This is a genomic window from Clostridia bacterium (assembly GCA_034926675.1).
Lineage (GTDB): Bacteria > Bacillota > DTU025 > DTU025 > DTU025 > JAYFQW01.
Window position 1 is genome coordinate 1 of sequence record JAYFQW010000044.1, and the last position, 22,856, is coordinate 22,856.

Here is a 22,856-nt window from a genome sequence, read left to right on the forward strand (position 1 = left end):
CGTCGAACCTGCCGCAGGCCACATTGCACATGTCGAGCGCAGCAGAGCCCAGCCTTCTCACTGCCTGAGCCCTCTTCACGAAGTGCGAGAAATGGTCGAGGTTGTCGTTTTCTGTTGTCGCCACATCGTACGCGAAACCGGTGACCAACATCGAATGCAGAAGAGTGTTGGTACTGGAGACATGGATTCGCCGTCCGTTCAAGTACGCCCCTGAACCAGCCTCCGCCCAGAAGAGCTCGTCCCTGCTTGGATCGTACACCACGCCCACGGTGGGCGCCCCTCCACGGGCGAGGGCTATCGATACGGAGAAGATCCCAAGCCCATGTGCAAAGTTCGTGGTGCCATCAAGTGGATCCACGATCCACATGGCCTCGGGCCCATCCGGCGCTTTCGCTTCTCTCGCACTGGCATCGGGAAGCTCCCTGGCTCGCCCCACGCTCCGCTCTAGGCCGACAGGGGCAACAACTCCGGATTCCTCCGCCAGGATGCCATACTGTGGAAAGGCCTCCCGAAGAGCGGATATTATCATCCTCTCCGATTCCTTATCGGCCTCGGTAACGAGGTCACGAGTTCCCTTGAACTGAATATCCTCCACATGATCGAGCTTGCATCTGAGATACTGACCCGCTCTGACCGCAGCATCACGGGCAGCGTCTATCTCGCGCGCCACAAAACGCAATCGTATCCTACCTCCGTAATGGACTGTGAGTCCGTCAGATCGGGTCAGGTTTCGTCGTCATGCAACGGAATCCTGCTGTTCGCCCCATTGCTCCACTTGTTTCCTCATTCTGTTCTGCCCCATTGTTCCACTTGTTTCCTTATTGCATCCCATGGAACCCGCAGAGGTTGCCGGCGTCATACCATGCAGCAGACTACTCTCTGGAGCCAAATCCCTCTCCCGCCACAGTCTACCCAGTACTGGCATGGAGGATTGCGGAGGGTTGTGCCGTAGTACTACGGAAGGCGCGTACGGCGACGGAGGGGTGAGCCAGGTGCTTTCGGAATTCACAGACGAGCAGTTGATCGAGCTCCACCTATCGGGCAATCCCGAGGGAATGGAGATCATATACGACCGGTACTTCGACCGTGTCTTTCGCTTGGCCTACGCGAAACTGAGGAACAGTGCTGATGCGGAGGACGCGGCATCGGCAGTTTTCTTGAAACTGTGCAGGTCGCTCGATTCTTTCCGTGGAGAGGCGAAATTCTCGACCTGGGTATACACTGTGGCCAACAACACGATAACCGATCTGGTTCGGCGCAGGCGCCAGCACGTCTCGTTGGACCAGGAGCTGCGCACCGACGATGGCGATTCCATCCGCAGGGAGATCGAGGATGACTCGCCCAGCCCAGAGGAGCAGGCATGTGATGAGGATTTCGCCAGATATGTATATGGCAAGCTCGATTTCCTCCCAGCTCAGCAGCGTTCTGTGATCGAGCTGAGGTATGTGATGGAGCTTAGTTACCAGGAGATAGCTGATAAGCTCGGCGTGGAACTTGGAACTGTGAAATCCCGGCTTAACCGAGCCATTGCTGCGCTTAGAGCGAAGTGCTCGACAGAAGAGGTGAGAGCAGATGCGGTCAAGTAATTTCGAGCGCGATATAGACAACGATCAGGATCGTGCTTTTGTGCGTGCGTTGAGGTTCGCTCCCTCCCCGAGGCCCGAGTTCAGGGAGGCCCTGAGGGAGGAGTTCGTCGCACAAGCCCGATCCGATGCGCAGAGGCGTTCTGCATATAGGAGGTCGCTATTCAGCCTACCTGGGATGACACTGAGCTTCGCAGCGCTAGGAGCAATCGCGGCGGCGATCATCCTCGTTGTGTCGGCAGGATCCTGGTTCAGGCTCCCTCGCCCGGATGCCCCATTCAGTGTGGCCGATGCTCCACGAGCACTCCTAGGTCCGGCGTCTTCGAAGCCCTCACAGCCATCGCCGCTGTCGTTGAATGCAGTGCCGAAGGCAGCGGTTGAACCCATCCAGGAAGCTGGGGCCACTGAGCCGCTGGGGGGTGCGTACGGAGCCATGCTCGGCGCCTCCAGGAGCCAGGCGCTAGGTTTCGGACCCTGGGAGATCGGAGGCGAATCCAACGTCTATGTCGTCTCGCGCCTTCCGTTCTCCGATGAGGCAGAGGCTGAGTTGAAACGCATAGCAGCGGAAACTGGGGGATCCATCACCGTGGATCATGTGGGCTCGAAAGAGGCTGAGACGTCCGGCGCTGCGAGCACTGCGGGCACTGCGAGCGCTGCGGGAACCGCGGTGTCTATGACAATTCCCGGCAACGTCCTAGATCACGTGCTGACTAGGCTTGAAGTGGTGCACCCCGCGGAAATCAGCAGGCCGGTCCAGGTGACCACCGACACTGTTGTTGTGATCGTGAGGTTCAGCCTGAACTAGCATACTCACCACAGAGAGGCGATGCCTCAGTTGAGGGAGACACCCGCCACGCGCCACTCGCCATCCTCGAGCACGAGGGTGAGCCGGGTGGCGTTGCTTGTCATGGGCAGTCCGCCGAGGCTGAGTGCCGAGGAGAACGTGACAGTCGCCAGGGTTGGACTGTATACGTCGCACTTCGCGTTCCATACCCGAAGCCGACCTCTCCGTCCGCTCATGAACCTCGCCCAGCCGATGGCCTCCAGCGTTCCGCCTTGATCATCGCCCGCCCGATCACTATCTTGAACCGCGTTATCGCCGATGAGACCGAACCTGCCGTAGACGACTGGCGTACGGTCCAGTGGCCCTCGGGAGTAAGTTGCGAGATGGTCGGAGAACCGGCCGACCGCTGTGTCGCGCCACCTCTTCGCAGCCGCCAGCACGTCACTGGCAAGAGCCTGCGTGTTCTCCATACCATTTCCTTGATCAGGCGCAGCATCTGCATATGGTCGTGGAACGCGTAAACCATCCGGAACGCTATTCCATTCGGGAGAGGTCAGCCTGATACCCCGATTGACCGGGAGCGCTTGCGCCACTATGGGCTTCCAGATCCCGTCCTGCTTGGCAAGCCAGACGCGCCCACACACCACACCGGGAGTCCCGGCAGTGCCGCGGCCGAAGGTTGTATCCACGGCCACGTCCACTGCACACAGGGTATCCGCAAAGAAGGCCACGCGACCCACTAGCTGCCCGCGCATCCCATATGGCCAACTGGGGCCGAGCCACCCAGATGTCCTCATTTCGAATTCCGTGTCGCCAACCACCTGCGTAAGCCTCTTGCAGGCATCGGCGACTGCTCCCAGTCCGGGCGCAGTCCACACCACATCGACGTTTGGAGCAGCAGCAGCCATCGCCGTCCACACCGCCGTTCGGGCAACCTCCACCGGGTGGAATGCATAGATCCACGCAGGGCTCTCCATTGCGTTGAGCAGATCCCTCACGCCCGCAATTCTGTCGGAGACGGTGGGATGGCTGGTGACGGGCATCGCGGGAAGTCGAGTGAGAGCGCGGTACATTCTCTGTCCCTCAAAGCCGCACAAGGACGCCAGCAGCACGCCGCTGGCGTCTGACTCAAACTCCTGCTGATAGGAGGTGGAGGCGTTTCCGGCAAAAGCCACAACACCCGCATGATACAGGGCCTGAGAGGCCTCTGCCTGCGAGTCGTGAGCGGATCGAGATCCGCGTCCGTCCAGGCCGAGCCAACCGACCCAGTGCCCCGATCGTATGTGATGCATCTCGTGGGCAACAACGAGGGCGATCTCGTCATCAGTTGAGGTGGTTACTAGCCCTCGCGTAATGTAGATGCAGCCATCGGCAGTAGATACAGCGTTTATCCGGGAATCGTCGAGCATAGTGACCCGGTATGCGGATGGCGAATCTTCGGACACTTCGGCAAGCGCGCCAAGGATCCTTGCTATCCTGCGCGCATGGAGTTCGGCGTTCCACTCGCCGCCGTTTTCCCGCAGGATCATCTGATGGGCCTGCTTCGCGAGCGCCGCCTCAGATGATTGCCCTGATTGCCCTCCTGTACCAGCGACCTTCCGTCCATCGCGGCTAGCATCGTCAGTTTGGACACCGCTCTGCTCTGCATACGCGATGCGCCTCATCTGCTCAAGGGGAAGGTCGAAGAGATTCATGGATGAGCATCTCTGTATGTATGAACCGAGCGCTGCCAGGGCTTCGCCACTCAACTCCTGCCGTGTGCTCGCCTCTGCACGCGCCAGGGCGCAAACAATCGGCGCGGGCACGCGCAGTTCCAGCAGCAGAGCAGCAGCAACTATTCCGATAATCACAACGCAGGCTGCAATGATTCGTTGTGCCTCTCCAGTAACGCCCACAGCAGCGTGCCCGCCACTATTTCCTAGCGTCGCCGGATAGGACATGCCCCCGCGTGGCCTCAGTACTCCTCCCAGTGAATAACCTCCTCGAGGCTGCGCTTGTATGCGGTAGGCCGATCAGTTGAATAGCCCAATGGAGTGAGCGCGACCAGCCCATGGGAGGCTGGAGCGCCACATATCCTCGCGATCTCGGCGCCATATGCGGTATTCGCACCTGCGATCCAGCATGTTCCGAGCCCGTGGGTGTGGGCCGCGATTAGCATGTTCTCCATAGCAGCCGAACCATCCTCCAGGAAATGGCGGGTATTCCTGGCAAACACCAGGAGACATACTGGAGCATCTGCAATGAACTTGCCGTAGGTCGCAGCCGCTGCAATGGCCTCCCTCTTCTCCTGCCCCGTGACTACGACAAACTCCCAGGGCTGATCGTTGTTTGCGCTTGGCGCCAGCCTTCCGCAGTCCACAATCTCCTCGATTATCTCCTTGGGCACTGGTTTCGGAAGGTACTGCCTTACACTCCTGCGCGTCTTGATGGCCTCTATCGCTTCCATATGCTTGCCTCCCTATCAGCGTCTGCTTCGATCCGCCCCACAAGTCGGCCTCCCGGCGGCGATACGCAGCTAGCTGTGATGTTGATGATGTCCCGCGACAGCCACTGCGATTCCGGCGCCCACTCGTGCGTTGTTCTCCAGCAGAGCGAGATTGGTATCGATGGAACGGCCTTCGGTGATCTCCGCCAGCCTGGCAAGGAGAAATGGAGTCACGCCCTTGCCTCGCACCCCGCGCTCAGCTGCTTCGGAAAGCGCGCGCTCGATCGCCTCATTCACTGAGGAAGCAGGAAATTCGCTCTCCTCCGGCACAGGCGCTGCCACGAGGATTCCGCCTTCAAGGCCCAATTGCTCACGAACAGCGAACACGCGGGCAATCTCGCCGACCGAGTCGGCTCGATAGTCCAGTGGGATTCCAGAGTCGCGATAGTAGAATGCCGGAAAGCGCGAAGTGCGGTAGCCGATCACACACACGCCTGATGTCTCCAGATACTCCAACGTCTTGGGCAGATCAAGGATAGCTTTGGCGCCGGCGCACACCGTGATGACTCTGGATCTGGCCAGGCTCTGAAGATCGTGAGAGATGTCGAAGGTTTCATCCGCACCCCTGTGCACGCCCCCGATCCCGCCAGTCGCAAACACGTGAATCCCTGCGCGCTCGGCGATAGCCAGGGTGCCGGACACCGTCGTTCCTGCGGAACGGCCAGATGCCACGATGAAAGGCAAGTCGAACCCTGAGGCCTTGAACGCACTCCCGCCAGAGGCGAGCGCGTCGATCTCATCCGGGCTCATGCCGACATGAATCACGCCATCTAGGATACCGATGGTAGCCGGCACACACCCTTCTTCGCGGGCGATGGCCTCCACCCTGAGAGCGAGCTCGCGGCTTTCCGGATACGGAAGCCCGTGAGTCAGGACCGTGGATTCGAAGGCAACGACAGGTTTCCGTCTCTCAATGGCCCTAAGAACCTCATCCCTGACAACCCACGACATGTTGCAGCAATCCAATACCAACAGCTCCTTGGACATTCTCCATGTGCAGCACCGCCGCGCTACGCAATATCATTCCACAGACGGAACAGGAGTCCTTCACTGCACGCCCGGGGCGCGAACTCACCCCAGGAGCCGCGCTGGGCTGGGCCGCGCTGAACTGGCTGCACCGCGCTGAGCTGTGCTTGGCTGCATTGAGTTGGGCTGGGCCGCGCTATGCTGCAGGTGCTGCGCTGTTGGCGTTGTGCTTTTCCGCCCCACGCTGCATCGTGCCATGGCGTGCCGTGGTGCTGCGCCAACCGAAACCCGGACAAGATTCCCGAGGCAGGCTTCATGGAGCGACCTGTACGGAATTCGTACTGCCAACACCGGATGCCAGTACGGATTCCGTACAACGCTGAAGGTAAAACCGTCGGACGATCCTCAAAAGCTGCTCAACGCTTTCAAAATATGGCATATTTGCAGGCATTATGAACATATGTTGCCGTTATGTAGGTGTTGCCGCGCTCTCTCGATCCCGGTTTTCGACGGATGAGGTCTGGGGTCGTACGAATTCCGTACTGGTTGCACGGCGAACCTGTACGAATTCCGTACTACACACAGGATTGGCTGTGGGAATGATGATATGACTTTGGATGCCAAGGACTCAGGGCGCCAGATGCGCCTCCGTGCGCGCGCGCTCTACCACAGCTCGGACGAGTGCGATGGCCTCGTCGCGTGTTGGAACCCGCCCCAGCTCAGCACGGAGCTGCCCAACTATGGTTTTCACAATGCGCGAGGCGATTTCGTCCGCCTCGCTCGCGCACGCATGGCCAACCATCACGAGGCCACCATCAGCTACGATGATCGAGATGGAATGCTCATGCGCGTAGTCCCAGGCGCTAGGAGTGACAATAGTTCCTTTGGCCACATCGACCCGGTCTCCTGCCTTCTTTCCGGCGAGATCCGCTGCGGTAATCAGTGCGGGGTTCGGCATACGCTCACCTCCATGTAGCGCTCCAATATCCCAGGCTCAGACGGAGCAATCCAACAGCCCTGATTCATATGCGATAATCTGCCGCCAATGGTTCATATTGGGAACTCCAGTAGCCCACGGGCTGGCGCTGGGATGACCACGCTCTCGGTGAGAAGGCCTCGTGCTGATGCAGCTGCCCGAGCGGCCTCAACTGCCGCCTGCACTGCGCCGACCTCTCCAGTCACCATCGAAAAGGCCTTCCCGCCGAGGCCGAGAGCTAGCCTCACCTCCACAAGATCGACTGCAGCGGCCTTCACAGCAGCATCAGCCGCAAGCACCGTAGAGGCGATGGAATAGGTCTCAACCACGCCCAGCGACTCTATGGAAGGCGGCGCCGCCACCCCCATGATCGTGGGCCAAACCGATGGGTGAATATTCGCAATGACAAGCTGGTCTACAACGAACTGCCCGCCCGCATCCACCCCTGCGGCGACGGAGCTTTGAACCTCAGCGACACTCCCATACACCAGCACAGCGAACTTCCCCGGACACACAGGCTTCGCAGCATGGAGCTCCACGGAAGCAGCCTTCAGCATGGCATCCGCTGCAGCGTATCCTCGAGCGATGCTGATGAGTTCCACGATACCTATTGCGTTCACAGCTCTATCAGCTCCTCATCGGCGCCGAACGCGCCATCAGCAGCGCCCCGCCCAGTTCCATAGCCATGCGCATTCCCGTGAGCGTCCCGAACGCACCCTGAGAGCCCAAGCCGAGCCACGAGCCTTGCCGACGGGATCAGTCGTCCCTTTCGCGCGGGGTGCACAACCTCGCCGCCGGAGGCGCCCCGCCACCTCACCTTGACCTGTGCCATCGCCTGCTTGATCTGCCCATTCACGCGACGCGGCGACAGCCCCATCGGACACACGAGGCTGCATACTCCACACTCGGTGCATAGCCCCGCCATGAGCAGGTCGGGGTAGCGGTCGAGATCATCGGGGAGGCTGGGTCGCCGGTAACCGAGGGTCCTCATTATGATATGTGGCCGCAGCGCGTGGCCCAACAGGAATCTGGGGCACGCATCAGTGCATTGCGTGCACTGTATGCACGCGGACTGGGCAAGCCTGACCTGATGGTCGATGGACTGCCTGCGCTCTGTGAGAATCGGATGCCCCCGTGGAACGAGTATAACCCCTGACGTGGTCTTGGTGACCACCACCGCCTCAAGGCTCCGCTCTGGCGGAATGATAGTCCCCATCATGGGGCCATCTGCAAGCGCCTCATAGATGCGTTGGGGCTCAATCTGCCCTCCCGCCCGCGCAGCGCCCACAGTTCCGAACGTGCCGAGCCCGGCCTCACTGTGCCCATCCCTGGATGGCATGGGCCTGTAGCCGCCCGCAGCGTCGATCACCCGCGCGAAGCTAGTCCCCAGTGGCACACGATAGGTCCCCGGACGTGCCACCGCACCCCCAAGGGTAACGAACTTGTGAGTGACTGGCGATCCGTCGTCCACTGCACGCGCAACGTTCAGAAGCGTTTCCACGTTATTCACAACTGCGCCAACATGAAGAGGGATTCCGCCCGCAGGCACGATTCGCCCAGTGAGCTCGTACACAAGAACGTGCTCGTCCCCTGCTGGGTAGAAATCGTCGAGCTCCCGGACAGCGAGACTTATGCCACTGATCGAATCCATCTTCGCAACGGCGGCCTTCATGGCCTCAACTTCGCGGGTGTTCTTGCGCTTGATGGCGATGACGCCCTTCTCGGCATTCACCGACTTCATCATGGCAACGAGCCCCGCAACGATCTGCCCGGGGTAGGCCCGCATCAATGCTTTGTCCTTGCCCAGGATCGGCTCGCACTCTGCGCCGTTTGCGATGACTATCTCAGCAGTTCCCTGGGCCTTGACATGGGTAGGGAACCCCGCGCCGCCAGCACCCACAACACCTGCGGCTTCGATTCTTCCTGCGTAAGATGGATAATCGCTCAAGCCGTAATCAGCTCCACTCCCCGCTGCCTCTTAGCATCCTGGGCAAGAGGTGTGATGATAGCGCCCCTGCGAATCCTCACCGCACAGCCAGCGCGCCATGCCGTCAGGATGTCGTCCTCCGTAATCAGGCTGCGGAAGGTCAAGTCCATGGCCTGTGTTCGTGCTGGTGCGCCTGCGCCCCCGGTTTCACCGGCCCCAGCGACCCCGGCAGTCGCGCCAGCCGCAGCGGCCCGCGTGTCCGCCATTCCAGCTCGCGTGTCCGCCATTCCAGCTCGCGTGTCTGCCATTCCGGACCGTGCGTCTGCCATTCCGGCCCGCGTGTCCGCCATTCCGGCCTGGCCTGCTGGTGCGTGCGTCGGCAGTACGCCAGGCACAGCCCGTGCACCAACAGCCGCTCTGAGATCCATGATCCAGCCCATGTCACCGTTTGTGCATGCCGCGGCGTTGGCCTCATCGGTGTCGATATGGAATTCCAGACGATATGAACCGCTGACTCGGCAGAGCACGCCGTCGAACACAGTGCAGCGCCGGCCAGTGCCAGCAAGCACCGAAGCTAAGTCACCATCGGATAGGCCGAGCACCGTAGCGTCCAGCGGAGTCAGGTGCAGGTGCCTCGATGCAATGATCACGCCCTCTGACAAGGCCACTGAACCCTTCGGCCCAACCAGCACTGCGCCTGGAGAGCCGTGAACATCGCCAGAATCGCGAACCGGCGCTTGGATCCCGATGGCGATGCAGTCCGTGCCCGCAAGCTCGACCTGGGTCACGCCCCGGGAAGGCCCGAGCACGCGAACCTGCGCTAACGCTCCTCGGGGACCCGCCACGACGACGATTTCCTCCGCAGCGAACTGCCCAGGCTGGGATAGTCCCTTTCTCGGCTGGAGTGCGTGGCCCGGTCCAAACAAAGCGGCAACATGCTCAGCCGAGAGGTGCACATGCCTCGCTGAAACACCGATCGGAACCGGTGCGCCACAGGCCGCGTCGAGAGCCGCCGCGGCCCTTCCGTTCTCGTAGCCCATCATGGGAGAGCCCCCCAAACGTCAGCCTTACTCCGCGTCCGAGCGCTGCCCCTTGTTGGGCAGGATCATCTCTACGTCTCCGTGTGGTCTCGGAATCACGTGGACCGACTTCAGCTCTCCAACCTTGGCTGCCGCTGCCGCTCCGGCCTCAACCGCTGCCTTCACTGCGCCGACATCTCCGCGGACCATGACTGTGACGAACCCTCCGCCAATCTGCTCCTTGCCAATCAGTCGAACGTTTGCCGCCTTCACCATGGCATCTGCCGCCTCGATGGCGCCAACCAGGCCGCGGGTCTCGATCATTCCCAATGCGATCTCCATTACTCTTCCTCCTCTTGATGCGCACCGCCGGACCGAATCCGCCCGGTGCTGTGTCTCGATGAAACCAACCCTCTAGAACCAGGCGGAATCAGTGATGAGCCATGCGATAGGCTACAGCATCCCGGCAAGTGCCGCGTCAACCAGACGCGCGATTGTCGCATCGTCTAGGCGCCGCAAAGCCTCGCGTTCTGCCGCCGTCGCCTGCAACACCCTGCCGCGCCCAGTCGCAGATCCAGTCGCAAACCCAGGCACAGGCTCACGCCCAGTCGCAGATCCAGTCGCAAACCCAGGCACAGGCACAGGCCTAGGCGCATTCCAACCTGGAACCATGGTGCTCGCGGTCTGCGGAACTACTTCGATACCTCCAAGGTGGTATGCCAGGCGCTTCTTGTTTATCAGGTGCAGCGGTCCCACGTTGTCCGATGTGATGTTTCCGCCCCACGAACCGCAGCCTAAGGTGAGCGATGGGTCGAGCCCTGTGGATAAGCCTATGCCTCCCATGGAGGATGGGGTGTTCACGAGGATCCGGTTCACCGGCTTCTTCAGTGCGAACTCCCTGATCACTCCCTCGTTTCGGGAATGTATGACCAGGGAATGGCCCAGGCCTCCGTAATTGAGCAGCTCAATGCAGCGCTCACATGCAGCCTCCCAGGTGGCCTCAGTGTAGAAGCCCAACACCGGGCAGAGCTTCTCCGCTGATAGTGGGTGCTCCCTGCCCACTCCTGAGCATCTGGCAATGAGCACTCTGGCGCCATCCGGCACGGTGATCCCGGCGAGTCTCCCGATGAAAGCCGCGCTCTTCCCCACCACCGCAGCGCTCATGCCGCCGTTCGGCATCATAACAGTACGCTCCAAGGCCGCCTTCTCCCGCTCATCACAGATGTAGGCGCCCTGCGCGGAGAGCTCCCGAAGGACTTCAGCCTCGACCGCGATTTCCGCGACTATTGCCTGCTCCGACGCACATATCGTTCCATTATCGAAACTCTTGCTTGCCAGGATGTTCGCCACTGCCTGCCTAACATCGGCAGTCCGCTCGATGAACGCCGGCACATTGCCGGGGCCGACGCCGAACGCAGGCTTGCCCGAACTGTAGGCAGCGCGCACCATCGCAGTTCCGCCTGTGGCCAGGATTGCAGCCACGAGCTTGTGGTGCATGAGCTCGTCGGTGGCCTCCATAGTGGGTCTCTCGATGCAGTTCACCAGGCCATCTGGCGCTCCCGCCTCGATGGCGGCGGCGCTCATGATCCGGGCCGCTTCAAACGTACACTTGGCGGCCCGCGGATGCGGGCTGAAGACTATTGCGTTCCTCGACTTGACCGCGATCAGAGCCTTGAAGATCGCAGTGGATGTAGGGTTTGTAGTGGGAAGAAGGCCTGCGATTACCCCTAGCGGGACGGCTATCTCCGCCACCTTCCTGTTCCGATCCTCGGAGATGAACCCCACGGTTCGAAGAGGCTTGATATGCTCCCACACGGTCTTGGAGGCGAACTCGTTCTTGGTGACCTTGTCCCGAACGACTCCGATCCCGGTCTCCTCAACCGCCATCGCCGCAAGCTTGCCCGCGTTTTCGAAACCGGCTCGGGCCATCCGCTCGCACACACGGTCGATGTCCGCCTGCGTGAAATCGAGCAATCGCGCCTGGGCCTTGCTTGCCTTCTCCACAAGAGCCCGTGCCTCTTCAATGGAAGCGAGATCCTGGTCGGCCATGGCTCGTCAGTACCCCTTCCCATCCTGGGCTACACCCTTGACAATGCTGACACTCGCACTCGCCCCCACCCTCGACGCCCCGGCTGCAACCATCTTCTGAGCGGTCTGAGTGTCGCGGATGCCGCCGGCTGCTTTCACACCCATGCTCACGCCGACTGTCTTCCGCATGAGCTCGACATCATGGACAGTGGCGCCGCCTGGTCCGAAGCCGGTGGAGGTCTTCACGAAATCCGCTCCTGCATACTTGGCGATGAGGCAGGCCTTGACTTTCTCCTCATCTGAAAGAAGGGCCGTCTCAAGGATCACCTTGGTCATGGCTTTTCCGGCGGCAGCATCCACCACGGCCTGGATATCCCGCTTCACCAGATCGTAGTTGCCGGATTTCACCGCTCCCACGTTGATGACCATGTCGACCTCCTGAGCTCCGTTCGCTATGGCGTCGCGGGTCTCGACAGCCTTCGCGGTCGGCGTTGTCGCTCCGAGCGGGAACCCAATCACCGTGCAAACCTTAACACGCGACCCTCGCAGCATGGCTGCGCATTGGGCCACGTTGGTCGGATTCACGCATACGGAGGCAAACCCGTACTCCAGGGCCTCCTCGCACAACTTCTTCACCTGCGACTCAGTTGCATCAGGCTTGAGAAGCGTGTGGTCGATCATGGCCGCGAGACCCGCGCCGACCTTGGGCGTTCCCGGGTGCGCACTTATTCTGGCGGCGCCTGCATCCATCACCTGCCCGACAGCCAGAGGGTTCTTGCCCACGCACATCCCACACCCAGTGCATTCCCCTGATGCACCCTCGCACGATGGGCCGTGCGGGCCGTCCGAAGAGCGGCCTGAGCCCGAACCCATTTCAGCCCCTGCCCCGGCAGCGCTCCGCGACGACGCCGAGAGCATTGGCAGCATCTCTCGGGTAATTCGAGATATCAGTTCATCAAGATCCACCACACAGCACCTCCAAGAGAGACCGCGCCGATCAAATCGGCGCGGAACAGACCAGCGGCTTACAACACCTTCATGGTGCGGCCAGCCGCATCGACTCTATCTACAATCCCAACAATGGTTGCGTCAATCGGAGCATCCGCGCTCCTCATCGCCTGCCGTGAGGAGTTGCCCTCCGATACGACCACCACGTAGTCGCCCGCGCCCGCTCCGACTGTATCGACGGCCACGACCTCAGAGCCTGAGAGCGTTCCATCAGGCGAGCACACGTCGCATATGAGGAGCTTCGAGCCTACGAAGTGGTCATTCTTCTGAGTGGCCACCACGGTTCCCACCACCATAGCCAGGTTCACCCTTCCGCACCTCACACGTTCCGCACTACACGGCTCATGGTGTCGATGATACCTACCGCAGCCGCATCCACCGGCGCCATGGGAGCTGGAAGAGGCATCCCAGCCTCGCGGCCCCGAACGATGGTCACGAACTCATCGGCGCCAGCGCCGATCGTGTCCACAGCCACATGGGGTTTCCCAATAGGCCTGCCCGTCGAATCTACCTGCACCACAACAAGGAGTTTCGTCCCCGACAGGTTCGGGTCCTTCTGTGTCGCAACAACGTGCCCGATAACCTTAGCCGTGTACACAGGCCTTCACTCCTTGGGCGCAAAGCGCCGGCGCTCGAAATCGATGATCTTCGTCACCCTGCGCATGTGCCTCCCGCCCTCGAACTCTGTGGAAAGCCAGGTCCGAACGATCTCGCGGGCAAGGCCCCCTCCGATCACTCTCGCCCCGAGGGTGAGGACGTTCGAGTCATTATGCGCGCGGCTCATCATGGCAGTGAACGTATCTGAACACGACGCCGCTCTGATCCCCGCCACCTTGTTGGCGACAATAGCGGAAGCAGCGCCGATTCCGTCGATCATGATGCCCCTATCGCATACTCCTGCAGCTACAGCCTCTGCGACCAGAAACGCGAAGTCGGGGTAGTCAACAGGATCTTGGCTGTGAGCACCGTAGTCGGCCACATCGTGTCCAAGCTCAGCGATGTATTTCTTGAGCTCCTCCTTGAGTGTAAACCCGCCGTGATCGGATGCGATGACAACCTTCATCATCGGCTGCCTCCCTGAACCCCAACACCATGAGCGCTGGTGGAGCCGCCGACGTCCGCCGAATCCTCCCGACCTTTGCGGAAGATCCACCTTCCCGCAAGCTCAATGGAATCGACAATAGCCATAATCGTTGCATCAGTTGGGGTATTCTGCGTCCGACCTGTCTGCCTAGCAGAGCTTCCTGCCACCACCAGGACTACCTCTCCCTGCCCCGCGCCAACAGAATCGATTGCCACCAGTGGCTTCCCATCGTCCGACATGTCGGTCATGTTCACTGGCTGCACCACAAGGATTTTCATCCCGATGAGCTTCTCGTCCTTCCGAGTGCATACTACAGTCCCAGTAACCCTCGCAGCGATCAAGAGCCTGTCACCCCCTGCCAGTACCTTATACTCTCAGATCAGAGACAGGGCGTCAAGCAGCGCATACGCCCCGCTGCAGCGCCATGTCACGGTCGGCCTGCGAGGAAGGCCTCCACCTCATCGCGATGAGCGGTCGCAACGGATGTGCCGATCCTCGTGACCGATATCGCCGCCGCAGCGCACGCCCAGCGTGCAGCATCGCGCATGCCCAAGCCCTCTGCAAGAGCCGCTGCGAGGGCGCCGTTGAACGCATCGCCCGCCCCAGTTGTGTCCACAACATCCACCTTGAATCCAGGCACATGCTGAGCACCGTTTGCATCCACTACCAGCACTCCGAGCCCACCCATGGTCACGATCACTGTCGGGCATCCTCTGCGGACTAGCGCCTTTCCAGCTAGCTCGGCAGTTGCCAGATCAGTCACCGTGATGCCGCTCACTATGCTGGCCTCAGTCTCGTTAGGAGTCAGCACATCCACAGCGCGTAGGAGCTCATCAGAAAGTGGTCTGCCTGGAGCCGGGTTCAGGATCACCTTGACTCCGCTAGCATGGGCGAGTTTCGCAGTGTATTCCACAGTCTCGAGCGGGATCTCCAGCTGCATCAGGACATAGTCCGAGTCAAGGATCACTTGTATCCCCTTGTCCACATCGTCCGCACCTAGAGCGCTATTCGAGCCTGGGGCGACGACTATCATGTTCTCGCCCTTCGCATCATCCACTATGATGAGGGCGGCCCCAGTGCTCATGCCCTCCACGCGTTTCACGAACTCGACTCCTATGCCCTCTCTTAGCAGGTTGTTGTAGGCGAAGTCGCCGAACTGATCCTTCCCAAGCGAAACCAGAATGTTCACATCAGAGCCGAGCCTCGCCGCGGCCACAGCCTGGTTCGCGCCTTTCCCACCCGGCCCCATCTGGAACGGCCCGCCCATCACGGTCTCTCCCGGAACCGGGAGATGGGGTGAGCGGGACATCAGGTCAGTCATGAAGCTCCCCACTATGGTGATCCTGGGCCTGCGTTCGGCTGTCCCAGGGTTCAACGATCCTCGTTCAACTGGCATATGCTCGCCTCTTCTCCTTGCAGCCGCCAGGCTGCGGTCTATGGCAGTCGCTATCCTCTCATGGCGCCGAAGGTCAGCCCGCGCACCAGGTACTTCTGGAGGAGCATTGCAAGGATGGTGACTGGCAGCGATGTAAGCACCGACAGAGCCGAGATCTCACCCCACATGATCTCGTGTCCGCCAACCATTCCGGATATGATGACTGGAAGGGTGACAGCTTTGGATCTTGTGAGGACCAACGAGAAGAGGAACTCATTCCATGAGAAGATGAAACAGAACAGCCCAGTGACGATCAGTGCCGGAACGGCCAGGGGAAGGGCCACGCGCCAGAACACCTGAAGCCGGTTGAAGCCGTCCACCAGGGCCGCGCCTTCGATGTCCGCTGGGATATCCTCGAAGAAACCCTTAGTGAGCCATACCGCAAACGGCAGGTTGAAGAGGAAATACGCCAGTATCAGGGCCGCATGCTTATCCAGCAGACGCGCGTACCGCATTATCATGAAGACCGGTATGATCCCTGCAATGGGCGGCGCCATTCGGATAGAGAGAATCCAGAAGGAAAGCCCGTCTCCGCCAGTTTTGTACCTCGCTATTGAGTAGGCCGCAAGTGAACCCAGGACTACCGAGAGCACAGCTCCCGTGCCAGCCACAATCAGGCTGTTTCGTATTCCGCGGGCGCCGCCCCTATTTAGGGCGCTGGTGAAATTTGACCACTGCAGCTTCTTGGGGAAGAACACAGGAGGATTAGTGTACACCTCTGATCGGGCCTTGAGAGAGCCGATGAACATCCAGTACACTGGGAACAAGTTTATGATCAGCAGGACGGCTATCGCAGCATATACAAGAACGTTCGTCGACTTCCTGCGCTTTCTCGTCTCGATTGTATTCATGCTCATGCCCTCCCTGGGGTCATCATCTTGACGAGTCTCTTGGATATGACAGTGACTATCATCAGCTGGATGACCGCTAGTGCCGTGGCGTAGCCCATGCTGAAGTATCTGAACCCAGTGATATAGGTGTAGAGGCTCACCGACTCAGATGACGACCCCGGGCCGCCTCCTGTAAGCAGAAACACCAGGTCGAAGATTTTGAACACGTCCATTACCCGAAAGAGCGTAACAATGATAATCGTAGGCTTCAGCAGAGGCAGAGTCACGCGCCAGAACACCTTCATTGGAGACGCGCCGTCCACGTTGGCGGCCTCGTACACCCTCGGGGAGATCGACTGCAGGCCAGCTAGGAGAACAACCGTGACGAACGGTGTCCACTGCCAGACCTCAGCGATCAGGATCGACAGGAGAGCAGTGGAGGTGTCAGCAAGCCATGCCCTCCCGTTGCCAAGATGCAGAAGCCTGATGATGTAGTTCAGAGGACCAAAGGACTCGTGGTAGATTACCCGCCACTGGAACCCGACAACAACAGGGGCGATGGTGATCGGTATCAGGAACAAAGACGTGACTAGCTTCTTCAATCGAAACTCCCTGTTGAGCAGCAGGGCCGTGATCAGCCCGAACAGCAGCTGCAGCCCGACTCCACCTACGAGGAGGATCAGTGTGTTCTTCATGGAATTCCAGAACCTAGCATCAGTGAGAACCTGTATGTAGTTGGCAAGCCATGCGAACTTCGGCGGGGCCGCCGACACTAATTCCCAGTTGGTAAGGCTCACGCCGAACGTGAATAAGAGAGGTCCAATCGCCAAGACCAGCAGGATGATGACCGTCGGCGCAATGAAAAGCACTGGAAGCCGCTTGTCGATCCAGAGGCCGGAGTCGCTTTGTCCGCTTGCAGCAGCGGTCCCTCGGTTCATGATTGGGAGTCTCCTTTCCGCTGACTGATTCACACGTACTCTAGGATGGGGCGAGGCGGCCTGCCCAGGTTGGTCGCAAACCGCCCCGCAGCAGCGCTAGGCGGCTGTTACCAGATGCCCAGTGCCTTCCATGTCTCGACTGTCTTCTGATAGAGTTCCTTCTGCTTCTCGGCGCCGAGCTTCTTGGTGATCTGCTCCCACTCCTTGGCTGCGGCGTCGAGCGCGGCCTTGGACGACATCTCGCCACTCAGAGCCTTGTTGATGTACAGGTCAAGGACATCCTGGTAATTGCCTGCTCCGGGCAGGTTGATCTCTGGGAATGCATTCTCTAGGTTCTCGCCGACCACCGCAAGGTAATCCTTCGCGGCTTCCTCGGTACCGAGGAGGGCAGCGAAAGCCTTCGGGTTGGCCACGTGGGACTTACGGTACGGGTCGAGGCCAGTCTCTGAGGTGGATACGTCGTGGAGGCTCGTCTCAACCGAGAGATACCTGGCGACAGCGTACGCAGCCTCTGGGTTTCTGGCGCTCTTAGGAACAGCCAGGACGCGGCCGACCGGCATCGGGGCGCTCCTTACGATCTTATCGCCAGTCTTGATGCCAGGCATCAGGGCGATGCCCGACTTGTTCACGATCTTGGACTCGGCAGGGTCCTGCGCCTTCTTCTGAACGTCGGACCACTGCACCATCATCGCGACCTTGCCATCGAGATAGGCGTTCTTGAGCTCCTCATAACCGTAAGCCATCACGTCCGGCGGTGAGTACTTGATGCTCGTCTTCATGAGATCAAGGGCCTTCACGCCCTTGTCCGTGTTGATCATGGGCTTCATGTTCTCATCGAAATACACGCCGCCCAGGCTTCCGAACCTTGCCAGCCACCAGGCGTAGGAGAAACCGCGGGCCGCGAGCTCGGCAGAGCCGTAGAAGTCCTCCTTCAGAGCCTGACCGGCAAGGGTCTCACCCTTCTTGCGGGTGAAGAACTTAGCGATGTCGTTGAACTGATCCCAAGTATCGGGGACCTTCAGCTCGTAGCCGAACTGCTTCTTGAAGTTCGCCTTCTCAGTCGCGTTGACAAATAGATCCTTGCGGTAGTACAGGTTCAGGACGTCGCCGTCGTACGGAAGCGCGTAAAGCTTGCCGCCGTACTTGCAGTTGAGTTCGCGCACTCCAGTCGAGATGTCGTCGAGCTTGGGATCGTACTTCTTCGCATATGTATCGAGCTGGGTTAGGTATCCGAGCCCTGCGAACTCTCCGAGGAATGCGGGGTAGAATATGACCAGGTCATACGCGCCAGTCTGTCCGATGAACTCCGTCTTCAGTTTCTCGTAGACGCTGGTGAAGGGGACTCCCACCACCTCGTCGATGATGATCCCGAACTCGTTCTTGATGTTGTCCTTGTACCAGTCGAAGGGCTTGAGGTTATGTCCGGCATCACCGAACACCGTTATCTTAACGTTGTTGAACGGCTTGGCAGGAGCGCTCAGGGCGGCGGTTCCGCCGGTCATAAGCGCCACAGCGAGAACAACCAGCACCAGGAGCATTAACCTGTTCTTCTTCATGATTTGGCTGACCTCCTCGGCAATGACTTAGTCTCGCATCAGTCAACTCAGACCCACAGCGATTTCCTCTACGCGTCTGGACGCGACTCTCCCTGTTCCCCTCCTCACCTCCCCACGGTAATCAATCGCGCGAAGGGACTAGCGGTTGGTCCGCGCACAGGCTGGCCTCGACGGCCGAACCGCGAGCACGCTCATGCATCTATCAGCAGAACATGTTGACGCCGGTCTCTTGATCGAACAGATGCATATGGCGGGGATCGATCTTGAGGCCAAGATCCTCGCCTGGGTTCGCAGAATCATCAGGGGTTGTCTCGACCCTCACCATTGAACCGTTGAGTTGAAGCGTGATGATGGCCGTATCTCCTAGGCCTTCAAACGCCAGCACTCTGGCCGTGAGGTCTCCACACGATTGGCCTGCCCTCTCAGACTGCACGTGCATTGGCCTGACTCCAAACACCGCTCGAGATCCGATAGCCCGGGAAGCAGCATCCGCGAGACGCTTATCGGAGATTCTAATTGCGAACCCGCTGCCTTTCAGGGCCACGCCGCTCCCGTCTCGTTCAACATTCACGTCAAGGAGGTTCATGGGCGGCTCCCCAACAAAGTCAGCAACGAAGAGGTTCGCCGGCTTGCTGAAGACCTCTCGGGGAGTTGCGACCTGCTGGAGCACGCCTTTGTTCATGACCGCTATTCTGTCGGCCATTGCCATGGCCTCGATCTGATCGTGGGTGACGAAAATGATGGTGAGCCCCTTCAGCTGATGCAGCCTCTTCAGCTCGCTTCTGAGCTGGCTTCGCTGCTTCGCATCCAGGTGAGACAGGGGTTCATCCATCAGATACACCCGTGCTGGCCTCACCATGGCACGCGCGAACGAAATCCTCTGCTGCTGCCCGCCACTTAGGTTCCGTGGCAGGCTTGTCAGGGCATCGGAGATGCTCAGCATGTCGGTGATTTCCCGCACATGCTTGTCGACTTCTGAATTCGACATCCCGCGGATTCTCAGCGGGAAGGCGATGTTCTCGTATGCTGTAAGGTGAGGGTAGAGCGCGTACGACTCGAACGCCATGGCGATATCTCGATGCCTTGGCTCGAGATCGTTCACAACCTCCCCATCGATTGTGATGACGCCCTGGGTCGCCTTCTCCAAGCCTGCGATCATACGGAGCGTCGAGCTCTTGCCGCACCCTGACGGGCCGAGGAGCGCCAGAAACTCGCCCTCGTTGCATGTGAGGTTGAGATCCTTGACCGCCTCGACGTTTCCGTAGTGCTTCCACACATTCCGAAGAACCACAGTTCCCATAGACAACTCTCCCTTGCGGCAACAGTCGTCGGCTAGATGATCCTGAGGCCCGACGCCGCGTCGAAAACATGGAGCCTATCCTGGGCCAGCTCAATCCATACGACATCCCCGATATTGGCGGTGTATTCATCGGAGACCCTGATCTTCCATAGACTCCCGCCGATCTTGACGGTGAGCACCGCAACTCCGCCGAGGGGTTCCAGAACGTACACCTCTGCCCTGAAGCCTCGGCCCTTCGCCGGCTCGTTTGTCACTCTTATGTCGCCTGGGCGTATGCCGATATGCACCTCTCCAGAGTTCGGCATGCGGCCAATGGCTGGCAGAATCGACTCTGGCACAGGCATCGAGAACCACTGCGAATCGAAGTGGACGCCGCCATCCTTGTGAACCAGAGAACACGGCAGCAGGTTCATGGGAGGTTCGCCGATCAAATCGGCAACTCTCTCGTTCGCCGGTTCATAGTAGATCTGCGACGGAGTTCCGACCTGCTGGACCTCGCCCTTCATCAGCACCAGCATTCTGTCGGCGAGGGCCATGGCCTCGCGGAAGTCGTGCGTCACATACAGCGTCGACGTTCCCAACTCACTGTGCATCCTGCGGAGTTCACGCCTCATCTCGTGACGCAGCTTGGCGTCGAGGTGAGTGAGGGGTTCATCCATCAGGTACACGTCGGCTTGCTTGATTAGGGCTCGTCCGAACGACACTCTCTGCTGTTGACCGCCGCTGAGGTTCGCGGGTTTCCTATCGAGATACTGATCGATCTGGAGCATACCAGCTACCTGCTTCACTCGCTTGTCCAGCTCAGCCTGTGGCACGCGAGCGGCTCTGAGGGGCGATGCGATGTTCTCGTACACAGTCGCCTGAGGATAGAGAGCGTAATTCTCGAACACCATAGCCACGCGCCTCTGGCGCGGTTCGAGCTGGTTCACTTCCCTGCCACCGATGAAGACCTGTCCGGCTGTGATCTTCTCAAGCCCGGCGATCATCTTCAGTGTGGTCGTCTTCCCAGCCCCCGATGGACCTAGGATCACTACGAACTCTCCGTCCTTGCAGTCAAGGCTCAGATTCTTGACCGCTTCCAGCTGACCGTATTTCTTGCTCACATTCTTGAGGACGACCTCAGCCATCAATCCCAACTCCTATCAGAGCATCTCCTCAAGGGACCAACTGCGCTGTCCGATGTGTTGCCGTGGGGCATGGGCATCAGAGAGCGATCTTGAATGTAACGCCGAGCTTCTCAGAGAAATTGAACATGTCGATATCTTCCGCCGGAGTTCCCCTGCGGAGTGCTAGGACAAGGTTGATCCTGTCTGCGAGCGGGAACGGCGCCCAGTGCCACACACCGACATTCAGATTCACTCCGAACGATCCATCGATGATGAAGGCCACGACTTTGGAAGGATCGGGCATGGCAGACGGATCAGCAGGGTCGCATGCTGGAGCGAGAGCGAAGATGAAGGCCTTGTTCTCCAGCGGGATGAACGCCTCATCGCTGTGGACGTGCCGCTCCATCTCGCAGAAATCGAACGGGCGGAACATCGTGGTCAGGAACCCCAGCTCGGGCTGACATTTCCCGTGGTTGAGGTTCGCCACTTCGTCCCAGTAGTTGAGCACCCCGGGAATGTCGACAGACGGCGCCACACGCGGGGCCTTCAGTATGGCGCCGAAGGGTTTGAAGTTCTCTGGGGTAGGCTTGAACACCGGTACGATGATCTCCTTGGTCGCCATGACACTGCACCTCCAGAACGTAATTGTCGCACGCTAGGAGCCTACAATGTTCCTGCACGAGTTGCGTATCTTGAGCTTCGTAGGCAGAACCACCTTACGCACAGCGCTCTGATCGCGCTTCTCAACACGTGAGAGCAGCAGGTCCGCAGCTATTCGTCCCATGTCGCACGTGGGCCTATCCACAACAGTTATTGCGGGGGTAAGGTTCGCAGCAAGGGGAAAATCATCGAATCCGATAAGCGAAACTTGATCTGGAATACTGACGGCCATGTCGTTCAGGCGCTGGAATATGCCCATGGTCATCAGGTTGTTGCCGCCTATGATGGCAGTGGGAGGGACGGGGAGAGACATGAGGCGTCCAGCCAACTCATAACCGGACCTGATCCGGAAATCGCCCTCAGCTACATACTCTTCAACGTGGGGAATGCCAGCGGCCTTCATGGCCTTCCTATAGCCCTTCAAACGTCCTAGGCCAGGCGTGGTGCCAACCGGGCCGTGGATGATCGAGATCCTGGAATGGCCCAGACCCACTAAGTGCTCAACAGCCTGTGCCACACCTGCCTCATTGTCGATCACTACTGAGTCATACCGAAATCTCTCGATGTGCCTGTCGATGAAGACTATTGGAAGATCTGGATCGGCGCCGAGAAGCGCCTGCGATAGCGTGCCTCCGGATTCATCCACCAGGATCATCAGTAGGCCGTCAGCCCGTTGCTGCCTCAGGCTCCTGACGACCTTCTCCTCAGTGGCGATGTCCTCATTTGTGTTGCCGAGGATGATGTTGTAGCCATAGCCTGCACACACCGCTTCGGCGCCGTTCAGCACTTCAGGGAAAAACGGGTTTGATATGTCGGGAACAACAAATCCGATGGTCTTGGTCTGCCCAATTCTCAGACTCTTGGCGATCGTATCGGGGACGTACCCTTGCTTTTCAATGATCTTGAGCACTTTCTGGTACGTATCGGGGGAGACCGGGCCGCTCTGGTTTATCACCCTCGACACAGTCGCAGTAGACACACCGGCCATCTGCGCGATATCTTTCAGGTTCATACTGTGATCCTCCGATTCGTGTAAACGAATACAGACTTGGGAGGCCAATAAGTCGATAATCCAGGAGCTATACGGCGTTTTGTAGGAACAAATCCACTTGGTACAGGTATTATGCTGTGGCAAGCGATATCGGACACCCACACAGGTCATGTATTCGAT

Annotated in this window: 25 protein-coding genes; 2 read left to right on the plus strand and 23 right to left on the minus strand. The window is 59.5% G+C overall.

Translation table 11 applies throughout. The features are described 5' to 3' along the window. Positions 1–670 (minus strand): inositol monophosphatase family protein (locus VB144_10825; protein ID MEA4884124.1); only part of this gene is annotated, 670 nt, incomplete at its 3' end. A 271-nt stretch (positions 671–941) separates the two neighbouring features. Here VB144_10825 and VB144_10830 point away from each other — a divergent pair. Beyond that, positions 942–1,586 carry a sigma-70 family RNA polymerase sigma factor gene (locus VB144_10830; GenBank protein MEA4884125.1) on the plus strand — a complete coding sequence of 215 codons (645 nt, stop codon included), beginning with the start codon at positions 942–944 and terminating at the stop codon, positions 1,584–1,586. After that, entirely contained in the window at positions 1,573–2,388 is an 816-nt protein-coding gene (locus VB144_10835) for a hypothetical protein (GenBank protein ID MEA4884126.1), read from the plus strand. Before VB144_10830 ends, VB144_10835 begins: the two co-directional genes overlap by 14 nt. 26 nt (positions 2,389–2,414) lie before the next feature. On the opposite strand, the gene VB144_10840 is transcribed toward VB144_10835, so the two are convergent. The 22 genes from VB144_10840 to VB144_10945 all read right to left on the minus strand — a co-directional run bounded on the left by VB144_10840 (position 2,415) and on the right by VB144_10945 (position 22,697). Next, positions 2,415–4,262, minus strand: a complete 1,848-nt coding sequence (locus tag VB144_10840) for a M48 family metalloprotease (GenBank protein ID MEA4884127.1) — start codon at positions 4,260–4,262, stop codon at positions 2,415–2,417. A 59-nt stretch (positions 4,263–4,321) separates the two neighbouring features. Then, entirely contained in the window at positions 4,322–4,813 is a 492-nt protein-coding gene (locus tag VB144_10845) for a nitroreductase family protein (GenBank protein ID MEA4884128.1), read from the minus strand. A gap of 69 nt (positions 4,814–4,882) precedes the next feature. Further along, positions 4,883–5,803 carry a pseudouridine-5'-phosphate glycosidase gene (locus VB144_10850; protein MEA4884129.1) on the minus strand — a complete coding sequence of 307 codons (921 nt, stop codon included), beginning with the start codon at positions 5,801–5,803 and terminating at the stop codon, positions 4,883–4,885. A 643-nt stretch (positions 5,804–6,446) separates the two neighbouring features. Next, positions 6,447–6,776, minus strand: coding sequence for a hypothetical protein (locus VB144_10855; protein ID MEA4884130.1), 330 nt, complete (start codon positions 6,774–6,776; stop codon positions 6,447–6,449). Positions 6,777–6,868: 92 nt separating this feature from the next. Next, complete coding sequence (locus VB144_10860) at positions 6,869–7,414, minus strand: BMC domain-containing protein (protein ID MEA4884131.1); 546 nt, start codon at positions 7,412–7,414, stop codon at positions 6,869–6,871. Further along, positions 7,411–8,742, minus strand: coding sequence for a 4Fe-4S dicluster domain-containing protein (locus VB144_10865; protein MEA4884132.1), 1,332 nt, complete (start codon positions 8,740–8,742; stop codon positions 7,411–7,413). Before VB144_10865 ends, VB144_10860 begins: the two co-directional genes overlap by 4 nt. Beyond that, positions 8,739–9,761, minus strand: a complete 1,023-nt coding sequence (locus tag VB144_10870; GenBank protein ID MEA4884133.1) for a phosphate propanoyltransferase — start codon at positions 9,759–9,761, stop codon at positions 8,739–8,741. Before VB144_10870 ends, VB144_10865 begins: the two co-directional genes overlap by 4 nt. 27 nt (positions 9,762–9,788) lie before the next feature. After that, entirely contained in the window at positions 9,789–10,082 is a 294-nt protein-coding gene (locus tag VB144_10875; protein ID MEA4884134.1) for a BMC domain-containing protein, read from the minus strand. A gap of 111 nt (positions 10,083–10,193) precedes the next feature. Then, positions 10,194–11,789 carry an acetaldehyde dehydrogenase (acetylating) gene (locus tag VB144_10880; protein ID MEA4884135.1) on the minus strand — a complete coding sequence of 532 codons (1,596 nt, stop codon included), beginning with the start codon at positions 11,787–11,789 and terminating at the stop codon, positions 10,194–10,196. Between the two features lie 6 nt (positions 11,790–11,795). After that, the gene (deoC, locus tag VB144_10885; GenBank protein MEA4884136.1) at positions 11,796–12,518 is read right to left on the minus strand and encodes a deoxyribose-phosphate aldolase; all 723 of its coding nucleotides are present in this window, start codon (positions 12,516–12,518) and stop codon (positions 11,796–11,798) included. 275 nt (positions 12,519–12,793) lie between these two features. Continuing rightward, the gene (locus tag VB144_10890) at positions 12,794–13,084 is read right to left on the minus strand and encodes a EutN/CcmL family microcompartment protein (GenBank protein MEA4884137.1); all 291 of its coding nucleotides are present in this window, start codon (positions 13,082–13,084) and stop codon (positions 12,794–12,796) included. A gap of 11 nt (positions 13,085–13,095) precedes the next feature. Further along, entirely contained in the window at positions 13,096–13,374 is a 279-nt protein-coding gene (locus tag VB144_10895; GenBank protein MEA4884138.1) for a EutN/CcmL family microcompartment protein, read from the minus strand. Between the two features lie 6 nt (positions 13,375–13,380). Continuing rightward, on the minus strand, positions 13,381–13,839 hold the full coding sequence (gene rpiB / locus VB144_10900) for a ribose 5-phosphate isomerase B (protein MEA4884139.1): 459 nt from the start codon (positions 13,837–13,839) through the stop codon (positions 13,381–13,383). Next, positions 13,839–14,201 (minus strand): EutN/CcmL family microcompartment protein, encoded by a 363-nt coding sequence (locus tag VB144_10905; protein MEA4884140.1) that lies wholly within the window; start codon positions 14,199–14,201, stop codon positions 13,839–13,841. The genes rpiB and VB144_10905 overlap by 1 nt, the downstream gene beginning before the upstream one ends. 86 nt (positions 14,202–14,287) lie before the next feature. Beyond that, a complete protein-coding gene (rbsK, locus tag VB144_10910) occupies positions 14,288–15,256 on the minus strand; it encodes a ribokinase (GenBank protein MEA4884141.1) in 969 nt (322 codons plus the stop codon). 50 nt (positions 15,257–15,306) lie between these two features. Further along, entirely contained in the window at positions 15,307–16,146 is an 840-nt protein-coding gene (locus tag VB144_10915; protein ID MEA4884142.1) for a carbohydrate ABC transporter permease, read from the minus strand. A 2-nt stretch (positions 16,147–16,148) separates the two neighbouring features. After that, positions 16,149–17,063: a sugar ABC transporter permease gene (locus VB144_10920; protein ID MEA4884143.1), complete on the minus strand. Its 915-nt coding sequence runs from the start codon at positions 17,061–17,063 to the stop codon at positions 16,149–16,151. A 107-nt stretch (positions 17,064–17,170) separates the two neighbouring features. Then, entirely contained in the window at positions 17,171–18,619 is a 1,449-nt protein-coding gene (locus tag VB144_10925) for an extracellular solute-binding protein (GenBank protein MEA4884144.1), read from the minus strand. Between the two features lie 202 nt (positions 18,620–18,821). Then, the gene (locus tag VB144_10930) at positions 18,822–19,919 is read right to left on the minus strand and encodes an ABC transporter ATP-binding protein (GenBank protein ID MEA4884145.1); all 1,098 of its coding nucleotides are present in this window, start codon (positions 19,917–19,919) and stop codon (positions 18,822–18,824) included. A gap of 32 nt (positions 19,920–19,951) precedes the next feature. Then, on the minus strand, positions 19,952–21,046 hold the full coding sequence (locus VB144_10935; GenBank protein MEA4884146.1) for an ABC transporter ATP-binding protein: 1,095 nt from the start codon (positions 21,044–21,046) through the stop codon (positions 19,952–19,954). Between the two features lie 76 nt (positions 21,047–21,122). After that, entirely contained in the window at positions 21,123–21,647 is a 525-nt protein-coding gene (locus VB144_10940; GenBank protein MEA4884147.1) for an ureidoglycolate lyase, read from the minus strand. Positions 21,648–21,680: 33 nt separating this feature from the next. After that, entirely contained in the window at positions 21,681–22,697 is a 1,017-nt protein-coding gene (locus tag VB144_10945) for a LacI family DNA-binding transcriptional regulator (GenBank protein ID MEA4884148.1), read from the minus strand. Between the last annotated feature and the right edge of the window lie 159 nt (positions 22,698–22,856).

Excerpts from the sequence above, each read along its gene's own strand:
- VB144_10835 (MEA4884126.1), top strand. The coding sequence starts at position 1,573 with ATGCGGTCAAGTAATTTCGAGCGCGATATAGACAACGATCAGGATCGT.
- VB144_10845 (MEA4884128.1), bottom strand. The coding sequence starts at position 4,813 with ATGGAAGCGATAGAGGCCATCAAGACGCGCAGGAGTGTAAGGCAGTAC.
- VB144_10850 (MEA4884129.1), bottom strand. The coding sequence starts at position 5,803 with ATGTCGTGGGTTGTCAGGGATGAGGTTCTTAGGGCCATTGAGAGACGG.
- VB144_10855 (MEA4884130.1), bottom strand. The coding sequence starts at position 6,776 with ATGCCGAACCCCGCACTGATTACCGCAGCGGATCTCGCCGGAAAGAAG.
- VB144_10870 (MEA4884133.1), bottom strand. The coding sequence starts at position 9,761 with ATGGGCTACGAGAACGGAAGGGCCGCGGCGGCTCTCGACGCGGCCTGT.
- VB144_10875 (MEA4884134.1), bottom strand. The coding sequence starts at position 10,082 with ATGGAGATCGCATTGGGAATGATCGAGACCCGCGGCCTGGTTGGCGCC.
- VB144_10880 (MEA4884135.1), bottom strand. The coding sequence starts at position 11,789 with ATGGCCGACCAGGATCTCGCTTCCATTGAAGAGGCACGGGCTCTTGTG.
- deoC (MEA4884136.1), bottom strand. The coding sequence starts at position 12,518 with ATGGATGCAGGCGCCGCCAGAATAAGTGCGCACCCGGGAACGCCCAAG.
- rpiB (MEA4884139.1), bottom strand. The coding sequence starts at position 13,839 with ATGAAGGTTGTCATCGCATCCGATCACGGCGGGTTTACACTCAAGGAG.
- rbsK (MEA4884141.1), bottom strand. The coding sequence starts at position 15,256 with ATGCCAGTTGAACGAGGATCGTTGAACCCTGGGACAGCCGAACGCAGG.
- VB144_10915 (MEA4884142.1), bottom strand. The coding sequence starts at position 16,146 with ATGAATACAATCGAGACGAGAAAGCGCAGGAAGTCGACGAACGTTCTT.
- VB144_10920 (MEA4884143.1), bottom strand. The coding sequence starts at position 17,063 with ATGAACCGAGGGACCGCTGCTGCAAGCGGACAAAGCGACTCCGGCCTC.
- VB144_10925 (MEA4884144.1), bottom strand. The coding sequence starts at position 18,619 with ATGAAGAAGAACAGGTTAATGCTCCTGGTGCTGGTTGTTCTCGCTGTG.
- VB144_10930 (MEA4884145.1), bottom strand. The coding sequence starts at position 19,919 with ATGGGAACTGTGGTTCTTCGGAATGTGTGGAAGCACTACGGAAACGTC.
- VB144_10935 (MEA4884146.1), bottom strand. The coding sequence starts at position 21,046 with ATGGCTGAGGTCGTCCTCAAGAATGTGAGCAAGAAATACGGTCAGCTG.
- VB144_10940 (MEA4884147.1), bottom strand. The coding sequence starts at position 21,647 with ATGGCGACCAAGGAGATCATCGTACCGGTGTTCAAGCCTACCCCAGAG.
- VB144_10945 (MEA4884148.1), bottom strand. The coding sequence starts at position 22,697 with ATGAACCTGAAAGATATCGCGCAGATGGCCGGTGTGTCTACTGCGACT.